The 23,109-nt window shown below is 59.5% G+C and carries 22 protein-coding genes and 2 tRNA genes; 17 read left to right on the forward strand and 7 right to left on the reverse strand.

What is annotated here, in order from left to right; genetic code table 11:
- Positions 1–488 precede the first annotated feature (488 nt).
- Positions 489–1,163, reverse strand: a complete 675-nt coding sequence (gene purN, locus AC2CHD_RS14150) for a phosphoribosylglycinamide formyltransferase (protein ID WP_484554175.1) — start codon at positions 1,161–1,163, stop codon at positions 489–491.
- A complete protein-coding gene (purM, locus tag AC2CHD_RS14155; protein WP_484554176.1) occupies positions 1,160–2,227 on the reverse strand; it encodes a phosphoribosylformylglycinamidine cyclo-ligase in 1,068 nt (355 codons plus the stop codon). The genes purN and purM overlap by 4 nt, the downstream gene beginning before the upstream one ends.
- Before the next feature lie 218 nt (positions 2,228–2,445).
- On the opposite strand from purM, the gene AC2CHD_RS14160 reads away from it, so the two are divergent.
- From AC2CHD_RS14160 to AC2CHD_RS14200, 9 genes are all read left to right on the forward strand, one after another.
- Complete coding sequence (locus AC2CHD_RS14160; RefSeq protein ID WP_229447325.1) at positions 2,446–3,003, forward strand: CDP-alcohol phosphatidyltransferase family protein; 558 nt, start codon at positions 2,446–2,448, stop codon at positions 3,001–3,003.
- Positions 2,975–4,126, forward strand: coding sequence for an AI-2E family transporter (locus AC2CHD_RS14165; protein ID WP_484554177.1), 1,152 nt, complete (start codon positions 2,975–2,977; stop codon positions 4,124–4,126). The genes AC2CHD_RS14160 and AC2CHD_RS14165 overlap by 29 nt, the downstream gene beginning before the upstream one ends.
- Positions 4,127–4,130: 4 nt before the next feature.
- On the forward strand, positions 4,131–4,820 hold the full coding sequence (hdaA, locus tag AC2CHD_RS14170) for a DnaA regulatory inactivator HdaA (protein WP_484554178.1): 690 nt from the start codon (positions 4,131–4,133) through the stop codon (positions 4,818–4,820).
- Between the two features lie 98 nt (positions 4,821–4,918).
- Complete coding sequence (locus AC2CHD_RS14175) at positions 4,919–5,131, forward strand: hypothetical protein (RefSeq protein ID WP_484554179.1); 213 nt, start codon at positions 4,919–4,921, stop codon at positions 5,129–5,131.
- Positions 5,132–5,246: 115 nt separating this feature from the next.
- Positions 5,247–5,323: transfer RNA gene (locus tag AC2CHD_RS14180), tRNA-Pro, on the forward strand.
- 71 nt (positions 5,324–5,394) lie between these two features.
- Positions 5,395–5,700, forward strand: a complete 306-nt coding sequence (locus AC2CHD_RS14185; protein WP_229448074.1) for an ETC complex I subunit — start codon at positions 5,395–5,397, stop codon at positions 5,698–5,700.
- A 16-nt stretch (positions 5,701–5,716) separates the two neighbouring features.
- A tRNA-Arg gene (locus tag AC2CHD_RS14190) sits at positions 5,717–5,793 on the forward strand.
- A gap of 333 nt (positions 5,794–6,126) precedes the next feature.
- On the forward strand, positions 6,127–7,182 hold the full coding sequence (locus AC2CHD_RS14195; protein ID WP_229447321.1) for a linear amide C-N hydrolase: 1,056 nt from the start codon (positions 6,127–6,129) through the stop codon (positions 7,180–7,182).
- Between the two features lie 169 nt (positions 7,183–7,351).
- Entirely contained in the window at positions 7,352–8,440 is a 1,089-nt protein-coding gene (locus tag AC2CHD_RS14200; protein ID WP_484554180.1) for an AraC family transcriptional regulator, read from the forward strand.
- 56 nt (positions 8,441–8,496) lie between these two features.
- Here the strand turns inward: AC2CHD_RS14200 and AC2CHD_RS14205 are convergent, their stop codons facing one another.
- Complete coding sequence (locus AC2CHD_RS14205) at positions 8,497–9,402, reverse strand: LysR substrate-binding domain-containing protein (RefSeq protein ID WP_484554181.1); 906 nt, start codon at positions 9,400–9,402, stop codon at positions 8,497–8,499.
- A 501-nt stretch (positions 9,403–9,903) separates the two neighbouring features.
- On the opposite strand from AC2CHD_RS14205, the gene AC2CHD_RS14210 reads away from it, so the two are divergent.
- The 7 genes from AC2CHD_RS14210 to AC2CHD_RS14240 all read left to right on the forward strand — a co-directional run bounded on the left by AC2CHD_RS14210 (position 9,904) and on the right by AC2CHD_RS14240 (position 19,250).
- On the forward strand, positions 9,904–11,157 hold the full coding sequence (locus tag AC2CHD_RS14210; RefSeq protein ID WP_484554182.1) for an MFS transporter: 1,254 nt from the start codon (positions 9,904–9,906) through the stop codon (positions 11,155–11,157).
- Between the two features lie 243 nt (positions 11,158–11,400).
- Entirely contained in the window at positions 11,401–12,306 is a 906-nt protein-coding gene (locus tag AC2CHD_RS14215; RefSeq protein ID WP_484554183.1) for a SphA family protein, read from the forward strand.
- 76 nt (positions 12,307–12,382) lie between these two features.
- A complete protein-coding gene (locus AC2CHD_RS14220) occupies positions 12,383–12,973 on the forward strand; it encodes an HdeD family acid-resistance protein (RefSeq protein WP_484554184.1) in 591 nt (196 codons plus the stop codon).
- 161 nt (positions 12,974–13,134) lie between these two features.
- Positions 13,135–14,877 (forward strand): mechanosensitive ion channel family protein, encoded by a 1,743-nt coding sequence (locus tag AC2CHD_RS14225; protein WP_484554185.1) that lies wholly within the window; start codon positions 13,135–13,137, stop codon positions 14,875–14,877.
- A gap of 335 nt (positions 14,878–15,212) precedes the next feature.
- Entirely contained in the window at positions 15,213–15,920 is a 708-nt protein-coding gene (locus AC2CHD_RS14230; protein ID WP_484554254.1) for a YbaY family lipoprotein, read from the forward strand.
- A gap of 137 nt (positions 15,921–16,057) precedes the next feature.
- Positions 16,058–17,464, forward strand: a complete 1,407-nt coding sequence (locus AC2CHD_RS14235; RefSeq protein WP_484554186.1) for an amidohydrolase — start codon at positions 16,058–16,060, stop codon at positions 17,462–17,464.
- 40 nt (positions 17,465–17,504) lie between these two features.
- Positions 17,505–19,250: an amidohydrolase gene (locus AC2CHD_RS14240; protein ID WP_484554187.1), complete on the forward strand. Its 1,746-nt coding sequence runs from the start codon at positions 17,505–17,507 to the stop codon at positions 19,248–19,250.
- A 182-nt stretch (positions 19,251–19,432) separates the two neighbouring features.
- On the opposite strand, the gene AC2CHD_RS14245 is transcribed toward AC2CHD_RS14240, so the two are convergent.
- The 4 genes from AC2CHD_RS14245 to AC2CHD_RS14260 form a co-directional block, all read right to left on the reverse strand.
- Entirely contained in the window at positions 19,433–20,527 is a 1,095-nt protein-coding gene (locus AC2CHD_RS14245) for a helix-turn-helix transcriptional regulator (protein ID WP_484554188.1), read from the reverse strand.
- 81 nt (positions 20,528–20,608) lie between these two features.
- On the reverse strand, positions 20,609–20,998 hold the full coding sequence (locus tag AC2CHD_RS14250) for a hypothetical protein (protein WP_484554189.1): 390 nt from the start codon (positions 20,996–20,998) through the stop codon (positions 20,609–20,611).
- 70 nt (positions 20,999–21,068) lie between these two features.
- Positions 21,069–21,890 (reverse strand): glutathione S-transferase family protein, encoded by an 822-nt coding sequence (locus tag AC2CHD_RS14255; RefSeq protein ID WP_484554190.1) that lies wholly within the window; start codon positions 21,888–21,890, stop codon positions 21,069–21,071.
- Between the two features lie 2 nt (positions 21,891–21,892).
- On the reverse strand, positions 21,893–22,042 hold the full coding sequence (locus AC2CHD_RS14260) for a hypothetical protein (RefSeq protein WP_484554191.1): 150 nt from the start codon (positions 22,040–22,042) through the stop codon (positions 21,893–21,895).
- A 113-nt stretch (positions 22,043–22,155) separates the two neighbouring features.
- Here AC2CHD_RS14260 and AC2CHD_RS14265 point away from each other — a divergent pair, with 113 nt between their 5' ends.
- A complete protein-coding gene (locus AC2CHD_RS14265; RefSeq protein WP_484554192.1) occupies positions 22,156–23,106 on the forward strand; it encodes a LysR family transcriptional regulator in 951 nt (316 codons plus the stop codon).
- Positions 23,107–23,109: the final 3 nt, after the last annotated feature.

Below are 23,109 nucleotides of genomic sequence, written 5' to 3' on the forward strand. Positions count from 1 at the left end.
TCGTGCCTCTCTGTTGGAATTGAAGTGGCGCGAAAAGCGCGCCCCGCCGGCCGCTGTCCCGTCTGCCGACCGGTCACTCGGGCGATCTGTGCCCTAGCGGCTTTTCCGCAACCGACATGATGCCGGCCGCCGGCCTTTTGCGGGCCCTCACAGGCCTCGGGTCACCGAACCCGAGGGGGAGGCTGCCGTCGCCCCTCCTGATCCCCGGCTCCGGACCCGGTTCCCGACAGGGGCGATGGAGGGAGTGTAGTGGAGGTTTTGGGGGTGGGGAGAAAAGAGCGAATAGGGAGTAGCGAATAGCGAGTAGGGAATGCGCTTCGCCAACGTCGTCTCCTATGGCTTGACCATAGGATCCATGCCGTTGCGATGGTGACGGGGTAGGAGTGAGAAAAATTGCGTGTCGCCTTGAAGGGCTGCGGTTTATCCCCGGCGCTTTGGCATGGGTCCTCGGATCAGGTCCGAGGATGACGAAGATTGAGGCTCCCCCCTCAATCGCGGCGTTCACCGGGAGAAACGATCGCGATATCTCGATGTTCGTCCTCGACGCCGGAGAACACGGCGACGCCATCGGACATCCGCACGCGGCCTTCCGCCAGAAGGCGAAGCGCCAGCGGGTAAAGTCGGTGCTCGACCTTGAGAACCCGCTCGCCCAGCGTCTCTTCCGTATCGCCGGTGAGGACGGGAACGGCCGCCTGGGCGATGATCGGGCCTTCATCCATCTCCGGCGTGACGAAATGCACCGTGCATCCGTGGACGCGCACGCCGGTCGCAAGGGCGCGGGCATGCGTATCAAGCCCGCGAAAGCTGGGCAGGAGGGCAGGGTGGATGTTGATCATACGCCCTTTCCATTTCTGCACGAAATCCGGACTTAGAAGGCGCATGTAGCCAGCCAGACAGACGATTTCCGCCTTGAGTTCGGTCAGCGCCTTGTGGATCGCCGCATCATGCGCCTCGCGTCCATCATAATCGCGCGATGACACCACTCTTGTGGGGATGCTGTGCGTGGCGGCAATCTCAAGGCCACGGGCATCGGCGCGGTTGGAGACCACCCCGACGATCTCGGCTGGAAACGACGGGTCGATGGCGGCGGCGATGAGGGCCGCCATATTGGACCCGCGGCCGGAAATAAGGATCGCGACCTTTTTGCGTGTCCGGCGCGTCATAGGGCGAGAGAACCGCGATAGGTGACGCCGGCAGCCTGGCGCGGCACGATCTGGCCAAGCATGGTGACCTGCTCGCCCGCCTGCTGGAGGAGTGCCGCGATCTGCGCCGCTTCATCGGCGGCAACGGCCACAACCATGCCGATGCCGCAATTGAAGGTGGAGAGCATTTCGCTCTCGGCAACACCACCGGTTTTGGCAAGCCAGGAAAAGACATCGGGAACATCAATTGCGTCGAGATCGATCTCGGCAGCCAGATGATCAGGCAGCACGCGTGGCAGGTTTTCGGGAAAGCCGCCGCCGGTGATGTGGGCGAGCGCCTTGATGCCCCAGGCGGCCTTGAGCGTTTCAAGGATCGGTTTGACGTAGATGCGGGTGGGCTCAAGCAGCGCTTCGCCCATCGTCTTGCCCGGCGCGAAGGGGGCCTTGTCGCCCCAGCCCAAACCGGCATCGGAAACAATGCGGCGCACCAGCGAAAAACCGTTGGAATGAACGCCGGAGGAGGCAAGGCCCAGAAGAACGTCACCCTCGGTCACGTCGCCGGTGGGCAGAAGCCGGTCCCGTTCTGCCGCGCCCACGGCAAAGCCGGCCAGATCGTAGTCATCGCCGTGATACATGCCCGGCATTTCCGCCGTCTCGCCACCGATGAGCGCGCACCCGGCCTGCCGGCAGCCCTCGGCTATGCCGGAAACGATGGCCGCGCCCTGATCGGGGTCGAGCCTGCCGGTGGCGAAATAGTCGAGGAAGAAGAGGGGTTCTGCGCCCTGAACGACGAGATCGTTGACGCACATGGCAACGAGGTCGATGCCGACCGTGTCGTGCCGGTTCGCGTCAATGGCGATCTTGAGCTTGGTGCCGACGCCATCATTGGCGGCCACGAGGATCGGGTCGGTGAAGCCGGCTGCTTTCAGATCGAACAGACCGCCGAAGCCGCCGATCTCGCTGTCGGCACCCGGCCGGCGCGTGGCGCGCACCATGGGCTTGATCTTTTCCACCATCCGGCTGCCGGCATCGATGTCGACGCCCGCATCGGCATAGGTGAGGCCATTTTTGCTGTCCTGAGCCATTTCGTTCTCGCCGCCGCGTTTTTTTCGGCTTCTGACATGAAGGGGGCGCTTCTGCAAGGCGGGAGATATTAACAGGCTGGCCTATTGAAAGCGTGCCCTTACCCTACAATGTGTGAAAGCCTGCGATAAGTGTGTCCCGAAAACGCCTTTGACCACAATGAAATGACAAGGCAAGGGGCGGCCAGGAGCAAAGGGGCGGCTAGGGTGGAGAATATCAGTTGACCATACCCAACATCATCACCTTGATGCGCTTCTTCCTCGTTCCGGGGGTCGTCTTCGCTCTTCTGACGGGGGAGTATGGCTGGGCATTCGCCGGTTTTCTCGCAGCGGGCATATCTGACGGGGTGGATGGCTTCATCGCGCGGCATTTCGACCAGCGTACCGAGCTTGGCGCCTATTTGGACCCGATCGCCGACAAGCTGCTGCTGGTCAGCGTTTTCGTGGTGTTCGGCTATATGAGGGAATTGCCGCTCTGGCTGGTGATCGCAGTCGTCTCGCGCGATGCGCTGATCGTCGGCGGCGTGCTTCTGGCCAACGTGATGGGGCACCCGGTGGCCATGAAGCCGCTTTTCGTCTCCAAAGCGAACACACTTGTGCAGATATTGCTGGCGCTGCTGGTTCTGGCCGAACTCGCATTCGGGTACAGTTCGGGTGCGGTGCGGATCGCGCTGATCGTCGCAACCGGCCTCTTGACCGTGGCTTCCGGAGCGGCCTATCTCATCGCCTGGATCAAGCATATGGGTGGTTATGCAGAAAGTGACGCCGAAGGACGCTGAAAACGGGGCCGGGCCGGTGATCGCCCGCCCGACGCTGGCGCGCCATGTCGCCTTCTGGGCGCTGGCGGGGCTGGGACTCGTCCTGTTTCTTTATGTTTTCAGTTCCATCCTGCTGCCGTTTCTGGCGGGCATGGTGCTTGCGTATTTTCTCGATCCTGTCGCCGACCGGCTGGAGAAGATGGGGCTGTCGCGCATCGCTGCGACCGTTGTGATCCTCATAAGTTTTGTTGTCGCTCTCTTGCTGGGCCTGATGATCGTTCTGCCGGTTCTGGGAACGCAGCTGGCCGATTTCGCCCGGCGCCTGCCCGAGTATCTGACACGTCTTCAGGAACTGGCAAACCAGCTCGAGCCGGCATGGCTTGACAATGTCATCAATGGTGAGACCGACGCGGTCCGCGAAAATCTGAGCTCGATCCTTGCTCAGGGATCGAGTTTTCTGGGCACGCTCTTCAAATCGGTCTGGAGTTCGGGTGTGGCGATCGTCAATGTGGCGAGCCTTTTCATCGTCACGCCGGTGGTCGCGTTTTACATGCTGCTCGACTGGGACCACATGGTCGAGAAAGTGGACAGCTGGGTGCCGCGCGACCATGTGGAGACGGTGCGCCAGATCGCGCGCGACATCAATGTCGCAACGGCGGGCTTTGTGCGCGGGCAGGGCACGCTGTGTCTCATTCTCGGCATTTTCTATGCCGTCGGCCTGTCGCTGGTCGGGCTCAATTTCGGGCTGTTGATCGGGCTTTTTGCGGGGCTGATCAGCTTTATTCCCTATGTGGGCTCTCTCCTCGGCTTCGGCCTGTCGATCGGCATCGCGCTGGTGCAGTTCTGGCCTGAATGGTGGTGGGTGCTCGCGGTGGCGGCGATCTTCTTCTCCGGCCAGTTCCTGGAAGGCAACATTCTGCAGCCGAAACTGGTCGGAAAGAGCGTGGGCCTTCATCCGGTGTGGCTGATGTTCGCGCTGTTCGCCTTCGGCTATCTGTTCGGCTTTGCGGGTCTTCTCATTGCCGTTCCGGCAGCGGCGGCCGTTGCGGTTCTGGTGCGCTTCGCCATCAACCAGTATCTCGCTTCGCCGCTCTATAGCGGGCACGAAGGCGCGCCGGCCAAAACGCCGAAACCCCGGGGCTGAAACCATGTCATCGCGCCAGCTGCCGCTCGATTTGGCCCCCGGAGAAGCGTTGAGCCGCGACGATCTGGTGGTGACGCCTGCCAACGCACGCGCGGCCGCCCTGATCGAGAACTGGCCTTCATGGCCGGCTCCTGTGGTGATCCTCGCTGGTCCTGCAGGCAGCGGCAAGACCCATCTTGCGGCCATCTGGCGGGAAGAGGCGAATGCGGTGACGGTGCCGCGCGAAGCGATCCAGGCCGAAGCCATGGAGCAGGCAGGTCTGCGGCCTGTCCTGATCGACAATGTGGACGGCGGCCCGGTGGACGAGCACGGCCTCTTCCATCTCATCAATGCGGCGCGCTCGGGCGGGCAGGCTATGCTCCTGACCGCGCGCAGCTTTCCCAGCGCCTGGGGCATCAAACTTCCCGATCTCCTCTCGCGGCTCAAGGCTGCGGCCATGGTGGAAATCGACGAGCCAGACGACATGCTCCTTGCCGGCGTGATCACGAAGCTTTTCGCCGACCGGCAGGTGGATGTGGAACCGCATGTGGTGCAGTTTCTAGTGCGCCGCATCGAACGCTCCCTTTCAAGCGCCATCCGCGCGGTGGACGCCATTGACCGCGCAGCCCTCGAACGAAAGACCAGAATCACCCGTCCACTCGCCGCCGAGATGGTCGCCGCTCTGGAAGCGGGCGAAAGGATGTTCGAAGACTAGCCCGTGTTTGAGACGCGTCTGCGGCGTGTGGCTGCGGGAACCAATTTCGCCGATCTCAGTTTTGCTCTCCACAGGTCAGACAAGTGACAAAGGAGTGCATGATGACTGATGAGCGCAAGGATCGCACCACGGTGGTGACCTCAGGGGGTGGCGGCGGTGCCGGCTGGTTTATCGCAGGCGGGCTCGTCGTTGCTCTTGCTCTTGGAGGCTTTCTGCTTTTCGGCGGTGCGCTGGGCGGCGGTGACGGAGGTGGCGTGAACATTGATGTTCCGGAGAAGGTCACCATCGAAACGCCCAAACCAACGGAATAACCACTTTCATCGCCCGGCCTCGCCGGGCGATGTCGTACTTGTTGCCGCACTTCATGCGGAAATCAACGATTTGGGCTTGCGCGGAAAATTCTGAGACTATAGGGGTTCATTCGCTCGGAGCGTAGCGCAGCCTGGTAGCGCATCTGGTTTGGGACCAGAGGGTCGCAGGTTCGAATCCTGCCGCTCCGACCACCCTTTCGCATTCGTGCGGATGTCAGGTGGCACCACCTGACTGAAAAATGCTCTGGAACGAGGTTTACGACGTGTCTGCGCGCATTTTCAGCCCGGCCAAGACGGCCATGCAGTCCGGCAAGGCCAAGACCGGCCTTTGGGTGCTTGAATTCGATCCCGAAATACCGCGCAAGATCGATCCTCTCATGGGTTACACCACCTCGGCTGACATGAAGAGTCAGGTTCGCCTGACATTTGAGAGCAGGGAAGAGGCTATCGCCTACGCCGAGCGGAACGGAATTCCCTTCCGTGTGGAAGAACCCCACAAGCCCAAAAGGCGCCAGGTTTCCTACGCGGACAATTTCCGCTATGACCGCAAGACCCCGTGGACGCACTGAATTAGCGCCACACCTCGGTCCCGTAGCTCAGTTGGATAGAGCACCGGCCTTCTAAGCCGATGGTCGCAGGTTCGAATCCTGCCGGGATCGCCAGTTTCAATCGGGTCCATTCCTGGCACATGGCTTACAGCTCGGCGCACGGGCAACAGATCCTACCCAAGCCCCGTGTGAACGCTGCGCTTATGATGCGGTTAACCCTGCTTTGGTCTTTCCTCTCATTGCGAGACGCAGGAACCTCAATTTCCAATATCTTGCGAGAATTGGATAGTCGGATCGGGCACAACGCGGTCTATTTCGGGCCGCTGCGGTCGCGTCGTCAAGCGCTGTCGCTCGTTGTTGTGGCCGGTTTGGGTACGAGAACCGCTGGTTCTGGTCCAGATCGCCCATTGCTCGCACAATGCCAATTTCGGACAGAAAGGGAATGAGATGAAGACCAGGTTTCATCGCGCAGTAAGTATTCTTCTTGCTGCAAGCGCGATCGTATCGATCCCTCTTCAATCAGCACAGGCGTGCTCGCGCGTCCTGTGGAACGATAACAGCCTCGGTGTTTTCGTCAGCCGAACCATGGATTGGCCCGAAACGACCGAACCGGTGTTGACCGTGTTTCCGCGTGGGATGGAACGCGATGGCGGCCTGGTGGGCGAGGAACGACTGATTTCCGACAACCCGGCCAAATGGACGTCGAAATACGGGTCAATTGTTACCACCGTGTACGGTGTCGGAGCGGTAGACGGATTCAACGAAAAGGGTCTTGCCGTTCACCTGCTTTATCTGAGCGCTACCGATCTTCCCGAGCGGGACCCCAACAAGCCGGGTCTTCAAATTGCGCTTTGGGGGCAATATGTGCTCGACAATGCGGCTACGGTTGCCGAGGCGCTGGCCGAACTCGAGAAGGTTCAGGTGGTCATGGCCGAAGTCAACGGCCACAAGGGCACGCTCCATCTGGTGATGGAGGATGCTTCGGGCGATTCGGCCGTGATCGAGTATATCGACGGCAAAGCGGTGGTTCACCACGGCAAGGATTACCGCATTGTCACGAACGATCCTGCCTATGATGAACAATTGGCGCTTTTGGCCAAGATGGATTTCAGCGAGCCCAGCAGCAACACGCCTCTTCCGGGCAACGTGAAGGCGACGGACCGCTTCCAGCGCGCCGCTTACTATTCGGCAATGCTTCCCGAGCCTGAAAACGAGCAGCAGGCCGTTGCCGGCGTCTTGGCGATCGCCCGCAATGTTTCTGTGCCGTTCGGCGCGCCGTATGGAGGGTTTGGTATCTACAACACTGAGTATCGCACGGCTATCAACCTGTCTGAGGGGCGCTACTTCTTCGAACTGACGACAAGCCCGAACGTGATCTGGGCCGAGCTCGGAAAGTTCGACCTTTCCGAAGGTTCGCCGGTCATGATGCTCGACCCGGATAACATTTCCCTCGCCGGGGATGTAACCGGTGCATTCGAGAAGAGCGAAAAGGCTCCCTTCTAAGAATATGCAACGCCCACGGCCCAAACCGAGCCGTGGGCGGACCTCCTCAAAGAATTTTCATCTTGCGCCTGTCACCCCCCAGCCAGTTGTTTCGTGGAAACTTGAGGCTTGGGCGTCGATCTGTTTTTCGTTATGCTCGCGTCACCGTGAACGTATCGGGAGGGCTGTGGTGCTGCGCGAAGAAGCGGATCGCGGAAGCCGCATGCGGGAACAAGTGGCGCGGGAGCAGGCTGACAGGTCCGGCGGCGGCGCGGCTGAAGCCGGGGAATTTGATCCATACAACCCCGCGAATTCCTGTTTTCACACCTTCCGGGACCTCGAACGTTTCGCCCAGGCGATTCCCGGCGGCCGTTTCGGCGTGGTGCCCGCAGCAAACGGGGCGTTTGAGGCCTCTGTCAGGGTCAGCAGCCTAACCGACGGTGTGGCAGTTCGCGGTGTTTCTCTCTCCCATCCCGCAGCGTTAAGATCGGAATTCATGGGTGGAGCCAAACCCTCAATCACGTTCCTGTTTCCCGTGCTGAATGAAAAGAATATCCTGTTTGATGGGCGGGACTTTCTGGAAGGTCGGGTCGTTTCAAGGGTTCCGGGCCAAACGCCGCTGGTGCGCACAAATGGACCGGCAGAAATAGGGGGGGTGGTCGTCAGGCACGAAGCATTCCGCAGAGCCGCCTCCATGCTCTACGGGCGTGAGCACCCCGAAGTCTTTCTCAATCCCGCCTCCTTTATGGCGCCGGATCCCAAACGGTTTCGGGCGCTGGTTCAGGTGTATTTGAGTGCCACGCGGATGCTGCAGGCGCATTCGGTAGATGCGCTGTGCTCGGTGGAGAGCGCTTCTGCACTAAGGCTGCTCCGCGAACATGTTGTTACAACGCTCCTCGGCGTGTTGGTTGAGGGGGAAGCAAAACGCGACCACCTGGCTCATCAACGACAGACGGCCTGTATGGCGCGTATGGAGCGCCTCATCGACGAGCATCGCGAAGATCCCATCGGGCTTCACGGTTTATGTGAGGGAGCAGGGCTGGCGCTGCGGACCGTGGAGGCGATTATCCGCAACCGAACAGGCATGACAGCGTTGCAGTATCTGCAGCGTCGATATCTGGCGTTTGTTCGTGAGAGTCTCCTAAAGCCTGAGCCGGGCATGACTGTGACCAAGGTCGCGATGCACAACGGTTTTCTCCACCTTGGACGGTTCGCCGCGTTATACCGATCAGTGTATGGGGAAACGCCTTCCGTCACCCTTGCGCGGGCGCTGGGGTAGGCCTGCCGCCGGTGCCTGTGCCGGCTTTCTGCTGCGGCCCAATGGTCAAGAGGCGATCAGATGGTGTCGGCTTCCTCTGAGATCCGACGTTTGATCCACTGCCGGAACGTTCTGAAGGCCGGGCGGTTCTTGTGGTCGGCCCAGCACAGATAATAGTAACGCATGGCTTGATCTCCTGTCCTGTTCCCACTGAACAGTTGCCGCAGACGTCCTGAAGCCAGATAGGGTGCTGCGTAGACATGAGGCAGCCATGCCACGCCATACCCATCGAGGGCCGCGACGAGCGTTAGGGCGCTCGGCAGACGCGTGACGCGTGTGTGGGTTTCGTATGCCACGCCATGTTCGGCAAACCACAGGGCCATTTCCTTTTCCCTGTCCTCGTCCAGCACCCAAGGCAGTTTTGTTAGGTCCGCGGGCGTCTCAATGCTTCCGCTCTCGATGACCGAAGGCGCTGCCACCACGACATCCCACCCCTCGAGCAACTTTTCACAGTTTAACCCCGGCCAGTCTCCATCGCCGTGTCGCACCGCAGCATCAAAATCGCCGGATACGAGATCGTGTACCGTGGCATCGGTGTTGATGCGCAAGTCGATTTCTGGGTGACGTTGGAGGAAGGCTCCGAGACGAGGCAGCAACCAATGTTGTGCGAAATGCGGGGTGACCGTGATGTTCAAGATATTCTCATCACGCCTGAAGCGTTCGACATCTCCACCTATGCTGCGAAAGCTGCGCAGCAAATTTTCGGCCAAGCTGGCGGCCTCCGGCAACATGGCCAGCCGGTTTCCTGAACGGACAAACAAATTTCGCTGCAGCCGATCTTCGAGGCTTCGCAAATGTTGGCTGATCGCCCCATGCGTGACATTGAGCGCGCGCGCTGCCGCTCCCACAGACCCCGCTTCGTGAAATGCAGCCAGGGCCCGCAGTGAATTCAGCGGCAGCCAGCCGATATCAATCTCTCTCATAATGTTAGAAAATCTAACATAGGCCGAGATTTTCTGACAAGCAAAAGCTCCATGAAAGCGCTAAATTTAACGAGGCAAGGAGAAAGAGAGAGGATCATGGATAGAAAATTTTCTAACATTAAAAGCGAGAAAAAATGCTTCCATCCGGCAACAGCCACCGGAATCGATCAGGAAATGATTGATCGGATCCGCCAGCGGGGGCGGGCCGAACGGGCCAGAATCATTCGTCAATGGTGTTTGGCCCTAGGACGCCTATTTGCAGGGAGACGGTCAGCCGGTTGCCGTGCATGTATTGGCCAATGAGAACCGGATGATTTGGAGCGCCCATGGTTGTGCATAGACTTTCGCGTAGCCGGGTAGGCACCCTTTTTTGTGATCTAGTTGTATCGTTGTAGCGTCTGCCTTATGCAGCGATTGGCGAATGTTGCTAAACATATCTGATCGCGGGCGGCCTTGACCAACTCCACCGAACCAGAATCCCAGAAACTGCAGCCAATACATTTGGCAAGCGTTGGGGCCTGCGCATTGGGGCTGTGGTTCGATCTCGCAGAATTCGCACTCGGCAATATTCTTTCAGCGGTCTTCTCTGCGCCGCCTCACAATGTTGCTCCGCACGAGCTCTCCACGCTGCTTTCGGCTGTGTATCTGGGTGCCATAGCAGGTGCATTTGTGGCTGGATGGGCGGGAGACCGATTTGGACGACGTCCGACCATCGTCGTACTCATGGTGTGGATTGCTTTCACCTCCGCGCTCGCGGCGGCTTCTCCCAATATCGCGTTTCTGACGGCGGTACGGGCGCTCTCGGGTCTGGCACTGGGTGCTTATCCTCCTCTCATGGCCGCGTATCTGACCGACATATTGCCGCCGGCCCGGAGGGGGGCGATGTTGATGATCACTGTTGCGCTTGGCGCCACAGGCCCGCTTGTCCTGACCTTCCTGGTTCGGTGGCTGACACCTGTCGCCCCGCTCGGCCTGGATGGCTGGCGCTGGGCATTTGTCCTTTGCGGCGTCCTTGCGGTGTTGGGAGCTTTGATATTTCTCCGCCTTCCGGAATCCAGAGCTTGGCTGGCAAGCCGCGCCCGGCATCAAGACAGTAATTTGTCAGAAGAGGAAAACGGGCCGGGGGGCGATGTTGCACAGCCAGGTGACACCACTTCGAATTCCGGACAATTGAGCGAGGGAGGCTTTCTGGATGCCAGAATACGTTTTCTCCTGTTTCTCTATTTCTTGACGCCCTGGTCGACCATCGGCTTTCCGCTTCTTTCCGGCGCCGTTCTCATCAAGAAAGGTGTGAGCCTCAGTGAGTCTCTTCTGTATGTCGGCGTATCCAGCATTGGGCCGGTGGTAGGAGCCATCCTGGCCGGGTTGGTTGTGGATCGTTTTGAACGACGGAGCGTGCTGGCCTTCACCGGTTTTGCCATGGCGCTGCTCGGTGTCCTGTTTGGCCTTGCGCAAGAGGCGGTCTGGCTTATGGCGACAGGCTTTTTGGTCAATTTGTCGATCGCGATCTTTCTGCCCGTCCTCGTCGTATATGCGGCCGAATCTGTTCCGGCCGCCAAGCGCGCACGCGCCACCGCTTGGTCGTGGGGGGTGCGCGGTTTCGGTGCCACCCTTGTCCCATTGCTCATGGTTCCGCTTCTCCATGGCTACGGGGTGACGGCATTGTTCATGGTTATGGCATCCACTCTGATGCTGTTTGTAGCCTTTCTGCTTCGCTATGGCCCGGCGGGAGCCGCCGGCCGTGCGGTGGATTGAGTCGCTCCCGATACCAAATGAAAAATCCGGAAAGCGTGCGCGATTCGGATAGTCGACGGGCGGACAAAGTGCGACCTGTGAGACACGGCTACAGGATATCTGTATCTGCCACAGCAACTGTGTGCCGGTTCGCGGCGGTCGCGGCCTTCCTTCGGAGGTAAGGCGACAGGACATGCCAGGAACGGTACGCCGTAATACTAAAAACGGGGGGCTACCGTCTTGATCAACACCCGGAAACTTTCTTTGTCCGGCGCACTGCTCGCCGCGCTGATTGCAGGCGCACCCGCCATGGCTGGTGAAAGCGGTGCGGGTCTCTACGTACCCGGAACGAGCGCCTTTGGAGCGGGCGTGACACCCCCGCCTGGGCTCTACGTCACCCAGGCGTTTATGTATTATGACGGGTATGCAGCCGCCTCCGTGGATGGCGGAACCATCGATCTGAACGCCCGCAAGACGGCCTCGCCGTTCATAGCCAATCTGACCTGGGTGCCCGAGCAGGAGATTTTAAACACCCGCCTGGGACTGACGGTCTCCGTGCCCTATGCGAGCTATACACGCCTCAGGGCCGGCTCCAACGCGCTTGGTCAAAACGTCGAAACCAGCGGCTGGGGCATGGGCGATATCACCCTCAAAGGCCAGCTCGGCTGGAGCAACGAGAATGGCTTCTCCCATACGTTGTCGACCACGCTTTGGCTGCCGACCGGGCGCTACGACACGGGCTTCGCGCCCAATGCCGGCAAGAATCATCTCGGTGTGAACGTCTCCTGGGGGTTCACCAAGATCTGGAAGGATCCGGGAATAGAGCTTTCGGCCAGCTTCGGCGTGACGGGCGAGTTCAAAAACTCCGCTTCGGACTACCGCAACGGTGTGGGCCTCAACCTGGACGCCGCCATCGGCAAGGTGTTTGACAATGGCTTGACGCTCGGTGTGGCAGGTTTCGCTTACAAGCAGGTCAGCGACGACACGGGAAGCGGCGCCTCGCTGGGTGCCTTCAAGGGACAGAATTTCGGCATTGGGCCGGCTCTGTCCTACAGCACGGCGATCAATGGGCGTCCCTATAGTTTCGCGCTACGCCACTACTGGGAATTTGGTGTCGAAAACCGCTTTGACGGTCATCTGACCATGGCGAGCATTACAGCTCGGTTCTGAGACGAGGTTGATGGGGCTCTCCAGGGTGTAACAATCGTTATACCGCCTGAGATCGCGCATCGCGGAAGGAACGCATATGTCGCTGTCGCTTGAAGAAGCATCTGAAGTCTTTCGCGACGCAGTCAGAGACACGGTGCGCCGCTACTGGATCTGGTACTTCCTCCAGGGAGCCGTGCTGATGGCCGCTGGCGTGCTTGCGATCGTCTATCCGGCGATTTCATCCGTCGCGGTCATCAGTCTTCTGGGCTGGTTGCTCATCATCAGCGGGCTGGCGCAGGCCGTCAGTCTGATTGGCGCCAGCAAGGTGCCGCATTTCTGGCTTCAGCTCGTCTCCGTCGCTCTGGCGGTCCTGATCGGCCTCCTGTTCCTCAGGGACAGCGGCCAGGGACTTGTGACAATTACATTGCTTCTGATCGTGTTCTTCATGATCGAAGGAATTGCAAAGCTGGTTTTTGCGCTCACCATTCGGCCGTTTCCGAACTGGCATTGGGTACTCGCAAGCGGATTGCTGGGAATTGTCCTTTCACCGATCCTGTGGTGGAGCCTTCCGCAAGTGGCGGTCTGGCTGATCGGTCTTCTTCTTGGGATCAAGCTCGTTTCCGTCGGTTTTTCGATGGCGCTGCTGGCCTGGCATGTGCGGCAGGTAGCCCGCTCCGCCTTGCCGTAAGACGGCGGCACCGCGCAGGCCAATTGTTAAACCCCCCTTAACGCCTGTCGAGGTTACGCTTGCACAACCCAGCGAACGGTACGGTTGGACAGGCGCTTTGCCGCCGCACGAACGCGCGGTGTTTGGCGGGTCGATCCAGCGCCAATCTGGAGGAATTTCCATTGCGTTTCATTCTTGTGTTCTTCAGCTTCTTCATCGCTTTATCGGCGACCGCTCAGGAACAGACGGTTTCACCGTTGGCCCCGCTCGATACCTCGTCACCAAGGGCGACCTATTACTCCTTCATCGAGATCGCGGAGGAGGTGGAGCAGACCTATCTTGATTACAGGGCGCGCAAGAGTGCGCGAGGCGCTGATCAGCTGTTCGACAGTTTTGCGCGCGCGGCCCGCGCTCTCGATATGAGCGCCATTCCTGAAGCCCAGCGCGCCGAAGTGGCCAGCCTGCGCGTGGCGCAACTGGTGGATATTCTCATGCGCCTTCCTTCCGTCGCTGCGGAGCAGATTCCCGGCGGAACCGAGGACCTGCCTGCGGGCTGGACCATCCCGGGCACCGAGATGGAGATCGTTCGGCAGGAAGAAGGTGCACGCGCTGGGGAGTTCCTGTTTTCCGCCGCGACGGTTGAGCGCCTGCCGGAATTCCATGGGCGCATCATCGCATTGCCGCCACTGCATCACTCGGCTTACGACAACTGGACCGATGAGGTGCGCTCCTTTACCGGCCCCTTTTTCCCCTACGGTTTCATCAATGCTTTGCCGGATGTTCTGATGAAGCCCTTTCTGGGCACTCAGCTTTGGAAAGCACTTCTTACTGCAGCGGTCTGGATCGGCATCGGGGTCATAACCATCGGCTGGGGGATCCTGATGCGCGGCGTCGAGACGGGGCACCGCTCGATCGGCGGCTTGTTGCGATCGATAACCGTGCCGCTGCTGCTCGGCGGAATGGTTTGGGGCGCCCACTATTTTGCAGGCTACCAGACGGGGTTGGCCGGCTTCTTCGCGACGATGGAGATCGTGGTCACGACCGTTCTCCTCTATTTCGCCCTTGCGTGGCTGGTACTGCTCGTCTGCCATCTGGTGGTTGAATTGATCATTGCGCTGCCGGCCATCCCGGACCAGAGTTACGATGCCAATCTTCTGCGCCTGGTGGCGCGCGTAGGTGGTCTTGCTGCTGCTGGTGCGGTTCTGGTCTATGGCGCCGACAAGATCGGGATTCCTGCACTTGGTCTGATCGCAAGTGTGGGCGTGGGCGGTGTTGCCCTTGCCCTTGCCGCGCAGTCCACGGTGGAGAACCTGTTTGGCGGTGTCTCACTCTTCGCGGATCGTCCCTTTCGGATAGGCGACTACATCCAGTATGGCGCAAGCAGTGGCACGGTCGAAGCGATCGGACCGCGTTCTGCACGAATCCGCGGGTTGGACGGAACGTTGGCCACGGTTCCCAATTCTGATCTTGCGAAGATGCACATTGTGAATTTCTCGCTGCGCAACAAGTGTCTTTTCCGGCATGTGCTTGGGCTGCGCTACGAGACCTCCCGCCTTCAGCTTATGTGGATCCTGGAGGAAATGCGCAAAACCATTGCCGCGCATCCCATGGTGGAAACGGGCAGCGGAACGCCGCGCATCAGGCTGATCGGCTTCGGTTCATCCTCCATCGACGTAGAAGTTCGCGCCACGGTCATGACGCCGGATTTCGGCCAGTTTCTGGAAGTGCAGGAGGAACTGCTACTTGAGCTTCAGGAAGTCATTGCCAAGGGCGGGTCCGGTTTCGCCTTCCCCAGTCAGACAGTTTATCTCAGCCGCGATTCGTCTCTCGATGATCGGGTTCAAAACAAGATAGAGGCGGAGGCGCGTGAGAAGTTTCAGACGCGTATGGACGGGGAGACCGTCTCTTTCTCTGGCTCCGAGTAGAGAGGGTACAACAAATCTGCGAGGTTTCCCTAAATCAGCAAGAGCACTTGCGGTTTTAGTGGAGCACGAGATTGAAACCAGAACTTGAGTTTGGATAAACTTGCAAAAGGAACGAGAGGGAAATCTTTAGCAAACTTGAATGATCTCAAGAAACCAGCGTGATCTGGATAGTCTTCTTCCGACGGTGTGGCTAGGTTTTTGCCGGTCATATCCAATTATCGGCGGGAGTTGAGATGGGGCTAGGGAGTAATCTTGAGCGGCCGGCGGGCCACGACAAAGCACTGGCCCCTGCGTTGAGCGTTGACCGCAGAACAGTGCTTTTTGCCGTCATTGGTATGCTCGTTCCTGCAAATTTTGCGCATGGATCTGACTCAGCCGGCGAAATTCACGGAACGGTTGTCTATCGCGAGCGCATGGCGCTCCCCTCCGGGACTGTCGTTGAAGTTCAGTTGCTGGATGTTTCGCGCGCCGATGCTCCCGCCGTTGTTGTTGCCACGCAGAAGATCGCAGGAGCTGCCGGCAGCCCGATCAATTATCAGCTTGGTTTCGATCCGCAGCAGGTAAGGCCGGGGCATCGCTATGCTTTGCGCGCCACGATTTCAGCGGGCGGCCGATTGCTTTTCACCACCACCCAAAATCATGCTGTTTTCGGCGACGGTCCCAATCAGACAGAAATTCTTGTTCAACGTGTGAGACAGAGTGTCTCCCTGCTTGGTGAATGGCTTGTGGAGGACATTGACGGCGGCGGCGTGATGGATCGCCTGAGAAGCACGCTGACCTTGTCAGAGGACGGTGCGGTGAGCGGATCGGGAGGCTGCAACCGCTTCCGGGGCAGTGTGAAGGTCGAAGGCGCTTCGATCCTTTTCACCCCGCTGGCTTCGACCAACATGGCGTGTCCGCCAGCCGTGATGAACCAGGAACAAGCGTTTCTGAACGCATTGGGGAGAGCGCGGCGTTTCGAGATCCACCAGACCTTTCGAAAGCTTGTCCTGCTGGATGAGGAAGGAAAAGCCATTCTACGGCTTGCGGAGATCTCGTCTTGAAGTCGCAACACGACAGATATGGCAGGAAAGCGCGGGCGCTCCGATGAACATCGCCGCCTGACTGGCTTTGTCCATGGGCGGCAACGAAACACATCATGTGAAACGCCGCCTGAGAGGCGGGCTGCAGGAGGAATAAGATGGGTATCTGGAACCGGACAGGCATAGCGGCAACCATGTTGCTCGTGGGCGCATCGTTTGTGGGAGCAGGACACGCCCATGCCCAGCAGCAGAGCCACATTTCGGCTGAAATGATCGAGCAGGTGAGGGCGTCCGTGAAAGAGGATGCTTCCCGGCTGGAAACCATTTTCAAGGACATCCATCAGCACCCCGAGCTCGGTTTCATGGAAACCCGCACGGCCGAGATCATCGCCAAGCAACTTGAAGGCCTGGGTTTTGAAGTGAAGACGGGCATTGGCGGTACCGGCGTCGTGGGGATCATGAAAAACGGCGAAGGGCCGGTGCTTGCCTACCGCGCCGACATGGATGCAAACGCCGTTGAGGAAGCAACTGGTCTCCCCTATGCCAGCACTGTCCGCGTTGAACGTGAGGATGGAACGGTGTCGCCCGTTGCCCACATGTGCGGGCACGACGCCCACGTCACCTGGATGCTCGGCATGGCCAAGATCATGGCCGAGAAGAAAGACAGCTGGAGCGGCACGCTGATCCTCATCGCCCAGCCGGCCGAGGAACTCATCCTCGGAGCGCAGGCAATGGTGGACGATGGTCTGTGGACCGATCACGACCTGCCAACGCCGGACTATCTCATCGGCCTGCATACGGCCCCCGGCCCGGTTGGCATGGTGGTTAGTTCCGGCGGTCCGAAGATGGCTGGAACCGATCAGATCGATGTCCTGTTCAAGGGAGTTGGCGGGCATGGCTCCATGCCGCAGATGACCAAGGACCCGGTTATCATGGCTGCCTATGCTGTGACCCAGTATCAGGCGATTGTGGCCCGCACGATCGAACCGCAGCAGACCGCGGTCCTCACCGTTGGCTCGATCCAGGCCGGTGTCGACAACAATGTGATTCCCGCCAGCGCGCTGGTGAAGGTCAACCTGCGCTGGTACGACGCCAAGGTGCGTGAACAGATGATCGCCGGCATCAAATCCATCAGCGATGGCATCGCTCGCACCTATGGCATGCCCGAGGACATGCTGCCGGAATACACGATGAAGGGGTATTCCACTCCGCTCGTGAATGATGACGAAATGGCGGAACGCCACGCGGACGCTCTCACCAAGCTCGTTGGCAAGGAAGGCGTTGTCAGTCAGCTTCCTGCTGCAACGGGTTCGGAGGATGTGCACCTCCTGAAAGGTCCCAATGAAGACGTTGCCTTCAATTATCTGATCGTCGGTGTTGCAGATCCGGAGGTGTTCCGCGCATCGATGGAAGCCGGTAAGGGGTTCCCTTATTCCGCGCACAATCCCAACTTCATCGTTGATCTGCGGGCCATTCCGGTCGGTACGGAGGTCGCAACCGTGGCTACCCTGGAGCTTTTGGGGAAGGGATCGCCGCTTCTGAAGGTCACCAAAGCAAGCAAGTGATCCCGTCCTTAGCCGCATATTGCATGCCAGGAGTATCGAAATGACGATCAACAGACGTAATGGACTGGTCGCAGCCCTGACCATCACCGTGGCAGCGTCCTTCGGGCCGGGCCTGACGGCCTGGGCGGACGAGGCGGGAAAATCCGTCGACATCGTCTACACCGGTGGCGATATCATAACCATGGAGGGGGATGCCCCTGAATATGCAGAAGCCGTTGCGGTGCGGAACGGCAAGATTGCCTATGTGGGCCCCCAATCCGGCGTCGCGGCTCTGATCGGCGAGATAACACGGCAGGTCGACCTTGACGGAAAGACGCTGTTGCCTGGTTTCTTCGATGCCCACGGTCATATCTGGAACACCGGTTTTCAGGCCCTCGCGGCCAATCTCCTGCCGCCCCCCGATGGCGAGGCGAATGACATTGCCTCGATCATCGACATCATGAACAAATGGGTGAGCGAGAACCAGGCGGCCATCGACAAGGTCGGCTGGATCGTTGGATTCGGCTACGATGACGCGCAGCTGGCGGAAAAACGTCATCCGACCGCGGAAGACCTCAACAAGATCTCTGAGGACATTCCCGTCATCCTTCTGCATCAGTCGACGCATCTTGGCGTGATGAACGACAAGGCGCTGGAAATGGCCGGCTACACGGCCGAAACGCCGAATCCTGCAGGCGGTGTAATCCAGCGCGTGGAAGGCAGTCAGAAGCCCAATGGCGTGCTGGAGGAAATGGCGCTGTTCACGCCGCTCTTTGCCGTGCTGGCCCAGCTCGACGAGACAGCCAACCTCACCATCGCGAAGGCCGGAATGAAGGCCTATGCGGCCCACGGCTTCACCACCGGCCAGGAGGGGCGGGCAACCAAGCCCGTCGCGGAGACCTGGCGCAGCCTCGCCAACAGTGACGAGCTCATTCTCGACATCGATGTCTATCCCGATATTCGCGGAGACCTCGATTATCTGAAGGCGGTGGGCACATCGCACATCTATAACAATGGCTTCCGCATTGCCGGCGCGAAGCTCAGCCTCGATGGCGCCATTCAGAATTTCACGGCATGGCTCAGCGAACCCTACAAGGAACCGCTCCCCGGCCAGCCTGAGGACTATAATGGTTATCCGGCGATTGAAGAGGTGGACGAGGTACAGAAGATCGTCGACACGGCCTACAAGAACAACTGGCAGCTGCTGGTCCACACCAATGGGGATCAAACCAGCGATCAGCTGATCAATGCCGTTCGCGCGGTGACGCAAGAGCGTGGCATGGATGATCGCCGGACGGTCATGATCCATGCACAGACCGTGCGCGAGGACCAACTTGATGCCATGAAGGAACTGGCCATTTTCCCGTCCTTCTTTGCCATGCACACCTATTACTGGGGTGATCTGCACCGCGAGGTGACGCTTGGCAAGGAACGCGCCTATCGCATTTCGCCGGCCCAGTCGGCGCTCAAGCGCGGCATGATCTTCTCCCAGCATCATGATGCGCCAGTGGCGCTTCCCAGTGCCATGGCGGTCCTGTCCGCAGCGGTCAATCGAACCAGCCGCACCGGCGATGTCATCGGCCCCGACCAGCGCGTCAGTGCCTATGACGGGCTGCGTGCGCTCACCATCTGGGCCGCTTATCAGGGATATCAGGAAAATCAGAAGGGCAGCCTGAAAGCAGGAAAGCTGGCTGATTTTGTGATCCTGGATCAAAATCCTCTCAAGATCGAACCAAGCTCTCTGCGGGAGGTGAAGGTCGTGGAAACCATCAAGGAAGGCGCCACGATCTACAACGCCCAGGATTGACCGAACTTCCCGGGCCGCTGTCGGCCGTGCCTTTCAGGGCATGGCCTATAGCGGCCCGGCCGTAAGGCGGGCTCACCATGGGGCTCGCAGCCTCCGGTTCCATTCGTCTTGAACCTTCAAAGAGCGCAGCGCTGGACCAATATCCATGCGAAACGGAGCAACGTCTCGGGCGAGTGGCTTCGTTACAGCTGCAGTAGAACCTTGATCAGCTCTGCCTGACGCGTGACGCCTGTTTTTCCAAAGATGCTTGTGAGGTGCGTTCGGGCGGTGTTGATGGATATGCCGCAGCGCCTTGCGGCGGCGGCGCGACCATCTCCCCTGCGCATCTCCAGCGCAAGCCGGGCCTCAGCGGGAGTGAGGCCAAACCGCTCCTGAAGGACCATCATGCGCCGATCGCGATGCAATTCGGGATTGCTGATACGAAGTACGGCGGCGGGAATTGGTACGCCGGGGACACTGCCCGGGATGCGGATGGGACGAACCTCCACCGAATAAGGAGGCGCCTCCAGGCTCCGTCTCACCGTGATGCGCCGGCTTGCGGGCAGGGCTGTTGCACAACAGCTGGAAAGGGCTGCATCAAGAGCGGCATGGGCCCCCTCTCCAGTAAGGTAGAGTCGCCCCCCGATCACCGTAATCCCTCTGTCTTGTGAGAATAGGCGCTCCGCCTCGGTGTCGGCGAAAAGCACACGTCGCTCATGATCAACAACAACCGTGCTGGTCGTGGAGGGAACGCGGCTCTCGGTCTTCAGAAGCGCGGTCTCAAGGGCCGTTCTTTGAAGATTCCGCGCAAGGCTGACGGCGCGCACCAGATGGGGGATGAAGAAGGAAAATCGCTTGACCGTGTCAGCCCCGATCTCATCCCGGCGCGCAGGCGCCTGCAGGACAATGCTGGAAAAGCCGCCCCCGTCAGTGAAAAGATTGCTCGCCAGCCGCTCGGCTCCAAGACCGGAATGGCGCCAATAGTCATTGTAGAACCGGCTGGCAAAGAATTTTTCTCGACTAGTGTCTGCGAGGCTCGTTATCCGCCCGACAGGCATGGACGCTGTCGTTGCAGCTGTCGGGTCTTCGGTCCACCATCTTTCGGCGTAATGTGAAACAACTTCGGGATCGGCGCGTGGTGTAACCACCGAGGAGAACTGGATGTGCGGGTCCGTTACGACCAGCGCGGCGTTGTCGACACCGCAATAATCCGCAAGGGAGCACAGGAGCTGCGGCCAAATCCCCGTGTCGAAGACGGCGTCATAAATCTGCCCGACAAGGTTTGATGTTTTGTCCATGGTGCTCGCTCCCCCGAGCGGTGCCGTGTGGTGTGGCGCCACTCTCGTTTCCGGTTAATCCTGGTCGCTTTGCAACCCGCGTCAGGCGGACATGCTGACAGGCCGGTCAGTTCTGCTCCTCAAGACGATGAAAACAAACAACATCATGGACAGGATGGTGACCAAAGATCCGGCAATGGCCAGTCCCTCGGTGACGCCTTTCAGCGCCAGCACAATTCCCGGCACAATCATCCACAAACCGAGCGAGGCCATCGCGAAATGGAGCCATGCGAGCCGGCCCTCGGCTGCCTGAGGAACGTTGTGATAATAAAGTCCGCTCATGCCCAGCGTCACCCAACCGATGAGGTTCAGATGAGCATGGGCAGAAGCCAGTGAGTGATCCTGCGACGAAGCCATGTGGATGCCGAATGCCATGCCGGCCAGCGCATAGAGGCTGGCACTCAGGAAAAAGAGAAAAGCTATACCGCGCATCGTGTTGTCTCCCATTGATGTGTTTGCGCTGCGGAACGGCGGGCGGGCGGTGTTGATTGTCGTGCCCGTCTCATGCAAGCCCCAGTTCCCGATCGCTTGCTGCCCGCTCATACTTGTCGGCCGGTGGCCAGGGCCGGTCCCGCCAATGGGGGTGGGCCGTGAAACTGGAAACCGATCGGCCGGGAGGCAGCGCGCCGTTGCCGAACCCAAGCGCATAGTCATAGTAGAGCCTGATAATCTCCTCTCGGCTCACCTGCTGGGCAGCAGGATGAGCAAGGCAGGCCGCGCGCCAACCCGAGACGCGGGCAAAGCGCGCATCATCCGGCAATTGGAAGCCCTCATAGTAATCCAGGAACCAGAACCGCGCGAAGATCGGTGTGAACACCACTTCGGCCAGCCCGAACCTGCCGAACAGGAAATTGCTGGCTTCATTTTCTAAAGCCTCATGGGCAACCAGGAAATCATCGAGATCCGCATAAAGCTGAAGCAATTGTCCGCGTTTGTCTTCACGCGCCGCGCGATCCTGATTCATCACGAGCCTGTATCCCGCCGTGATGAAGGGGCCTTCCTTGGCAATCAGCATGTGTTCGATCGCATGCTCGAAAGGATCAATGCGCCGCACCGGCGGCCCTGGGATAATTTCTTCCAGATAATCGAGGATCACCAGGCTTTCCTTGAGAATGCCACCTTGCGGCGTTTCGAGCACCGGCAGCGCGGTGGTGCCACGGGTTTTCTCAAGCAGTTCCGGATCGCGTGGCCGGGTGATATCGACCACCCGAAACTCGACAGCTTCAAGCTGTCCTTTCAGGGTCAGAAGAATTTCCAGCCGTTGCGAAAAAGGGCAGGCCGGGATGTGATAGACAACCGGTCTTTCGTGATGTGCGGACGACATGGCTACTCCAGCCCTGCATGCTCACCGCGCGAGGCGGGAGGCCCGCTGTCGATGATCGATACGGCTCTGCCGGTTTCGGCAGGGGAGAATAAAATCTTGTAGCGAACCCGATCCCTCGTCATGACGCCAGGACCGGTCAATGCGTCAGGCATCGCTTCCTCCATAAACCCAAGTCAAGGAAACGAAAGCGCTCTCGTTGTTGCAATCTGTAGCAGGGAAGAATTAATCTGAAAAATCGTTTGATTAGATAGAGTCTATCGGCAAAATGAATTTTGCGACATTCGACCTCAATCTGCTGCGTGTCCTCGATGCATTGTTGAGAGAAGGTTCTACGGTCAAGGCCGGTGAGCGGCTGGGGATGTCGCAATCGGCGGTCTCCGGCGCGCTCGCCAGGCTTCGCCACGCACTGGGTGATCAACTTTTTGTTCGCCACGGGCAGGGCTTGCGGCCCACCGATTATGCGGTGTCCCTTTCTCTACCGCTTAATGCGGAACTTGCCCGTCTGGAAGCGCTTCTGGCACCTCCGGCCTTCGATCCCGCCGCCAGCACGATGAGTTTCAAGCTGGCGGGAGCGGATTTCTTTGCCGAGATGCTGATGCCCGAGCTTGCACAGAAGCTTCGGATCACGGCGCCACAGATGCGGATGCAGCTCATCGACCTTGTGCCCAACAGTTACCTGGATTCGTTGGAGCGCTATGAAGCGGACATGGCGCTCATGCCGGATCTGGACTTTCCCGAATGGACGGATCGTCGCCCACTCTTTCACTCCAGCTATGCAGTCATTGCTGCGTCCGACAATCCGGTTCTGGCTGGGGCAGGAGCACAGCCTGGCGATGTGCTCGACATGGATCTCTTCTGTGAGATGGGGCATCTCCTGTTTTCACCTGAAGGCAAGCATGCGGCTGCCGGCGACGCGGCACTGGCGCGCGTGGGACGCAGCCGCCGGGTGGTCATGACAATGCCGGTCTTTTCAGGCATCTGCCGCGTGGTGGGCGAAAGCGAGTTGATATCGCTGATCCCGCGCCAACTGGCCGAGAGACTGGCGCCATCTCAGAATTTGGCGATCTACAAACCCCCGATGCCCATCGAACCTGCACTGATTGTGGGTGTGTGGCACAAACGGTCGACGGACAATCCTGCGCATCGCTGGATGCGCGGCGTGATCGCGGACATTCTGCTCCCGCTCAATGAAGGGGAACGGCCCGTGCCCGTCTGAGCA

It is taken from the genome of Nitratireductor sp. ATLC21 (assembly GCF_057196525.1).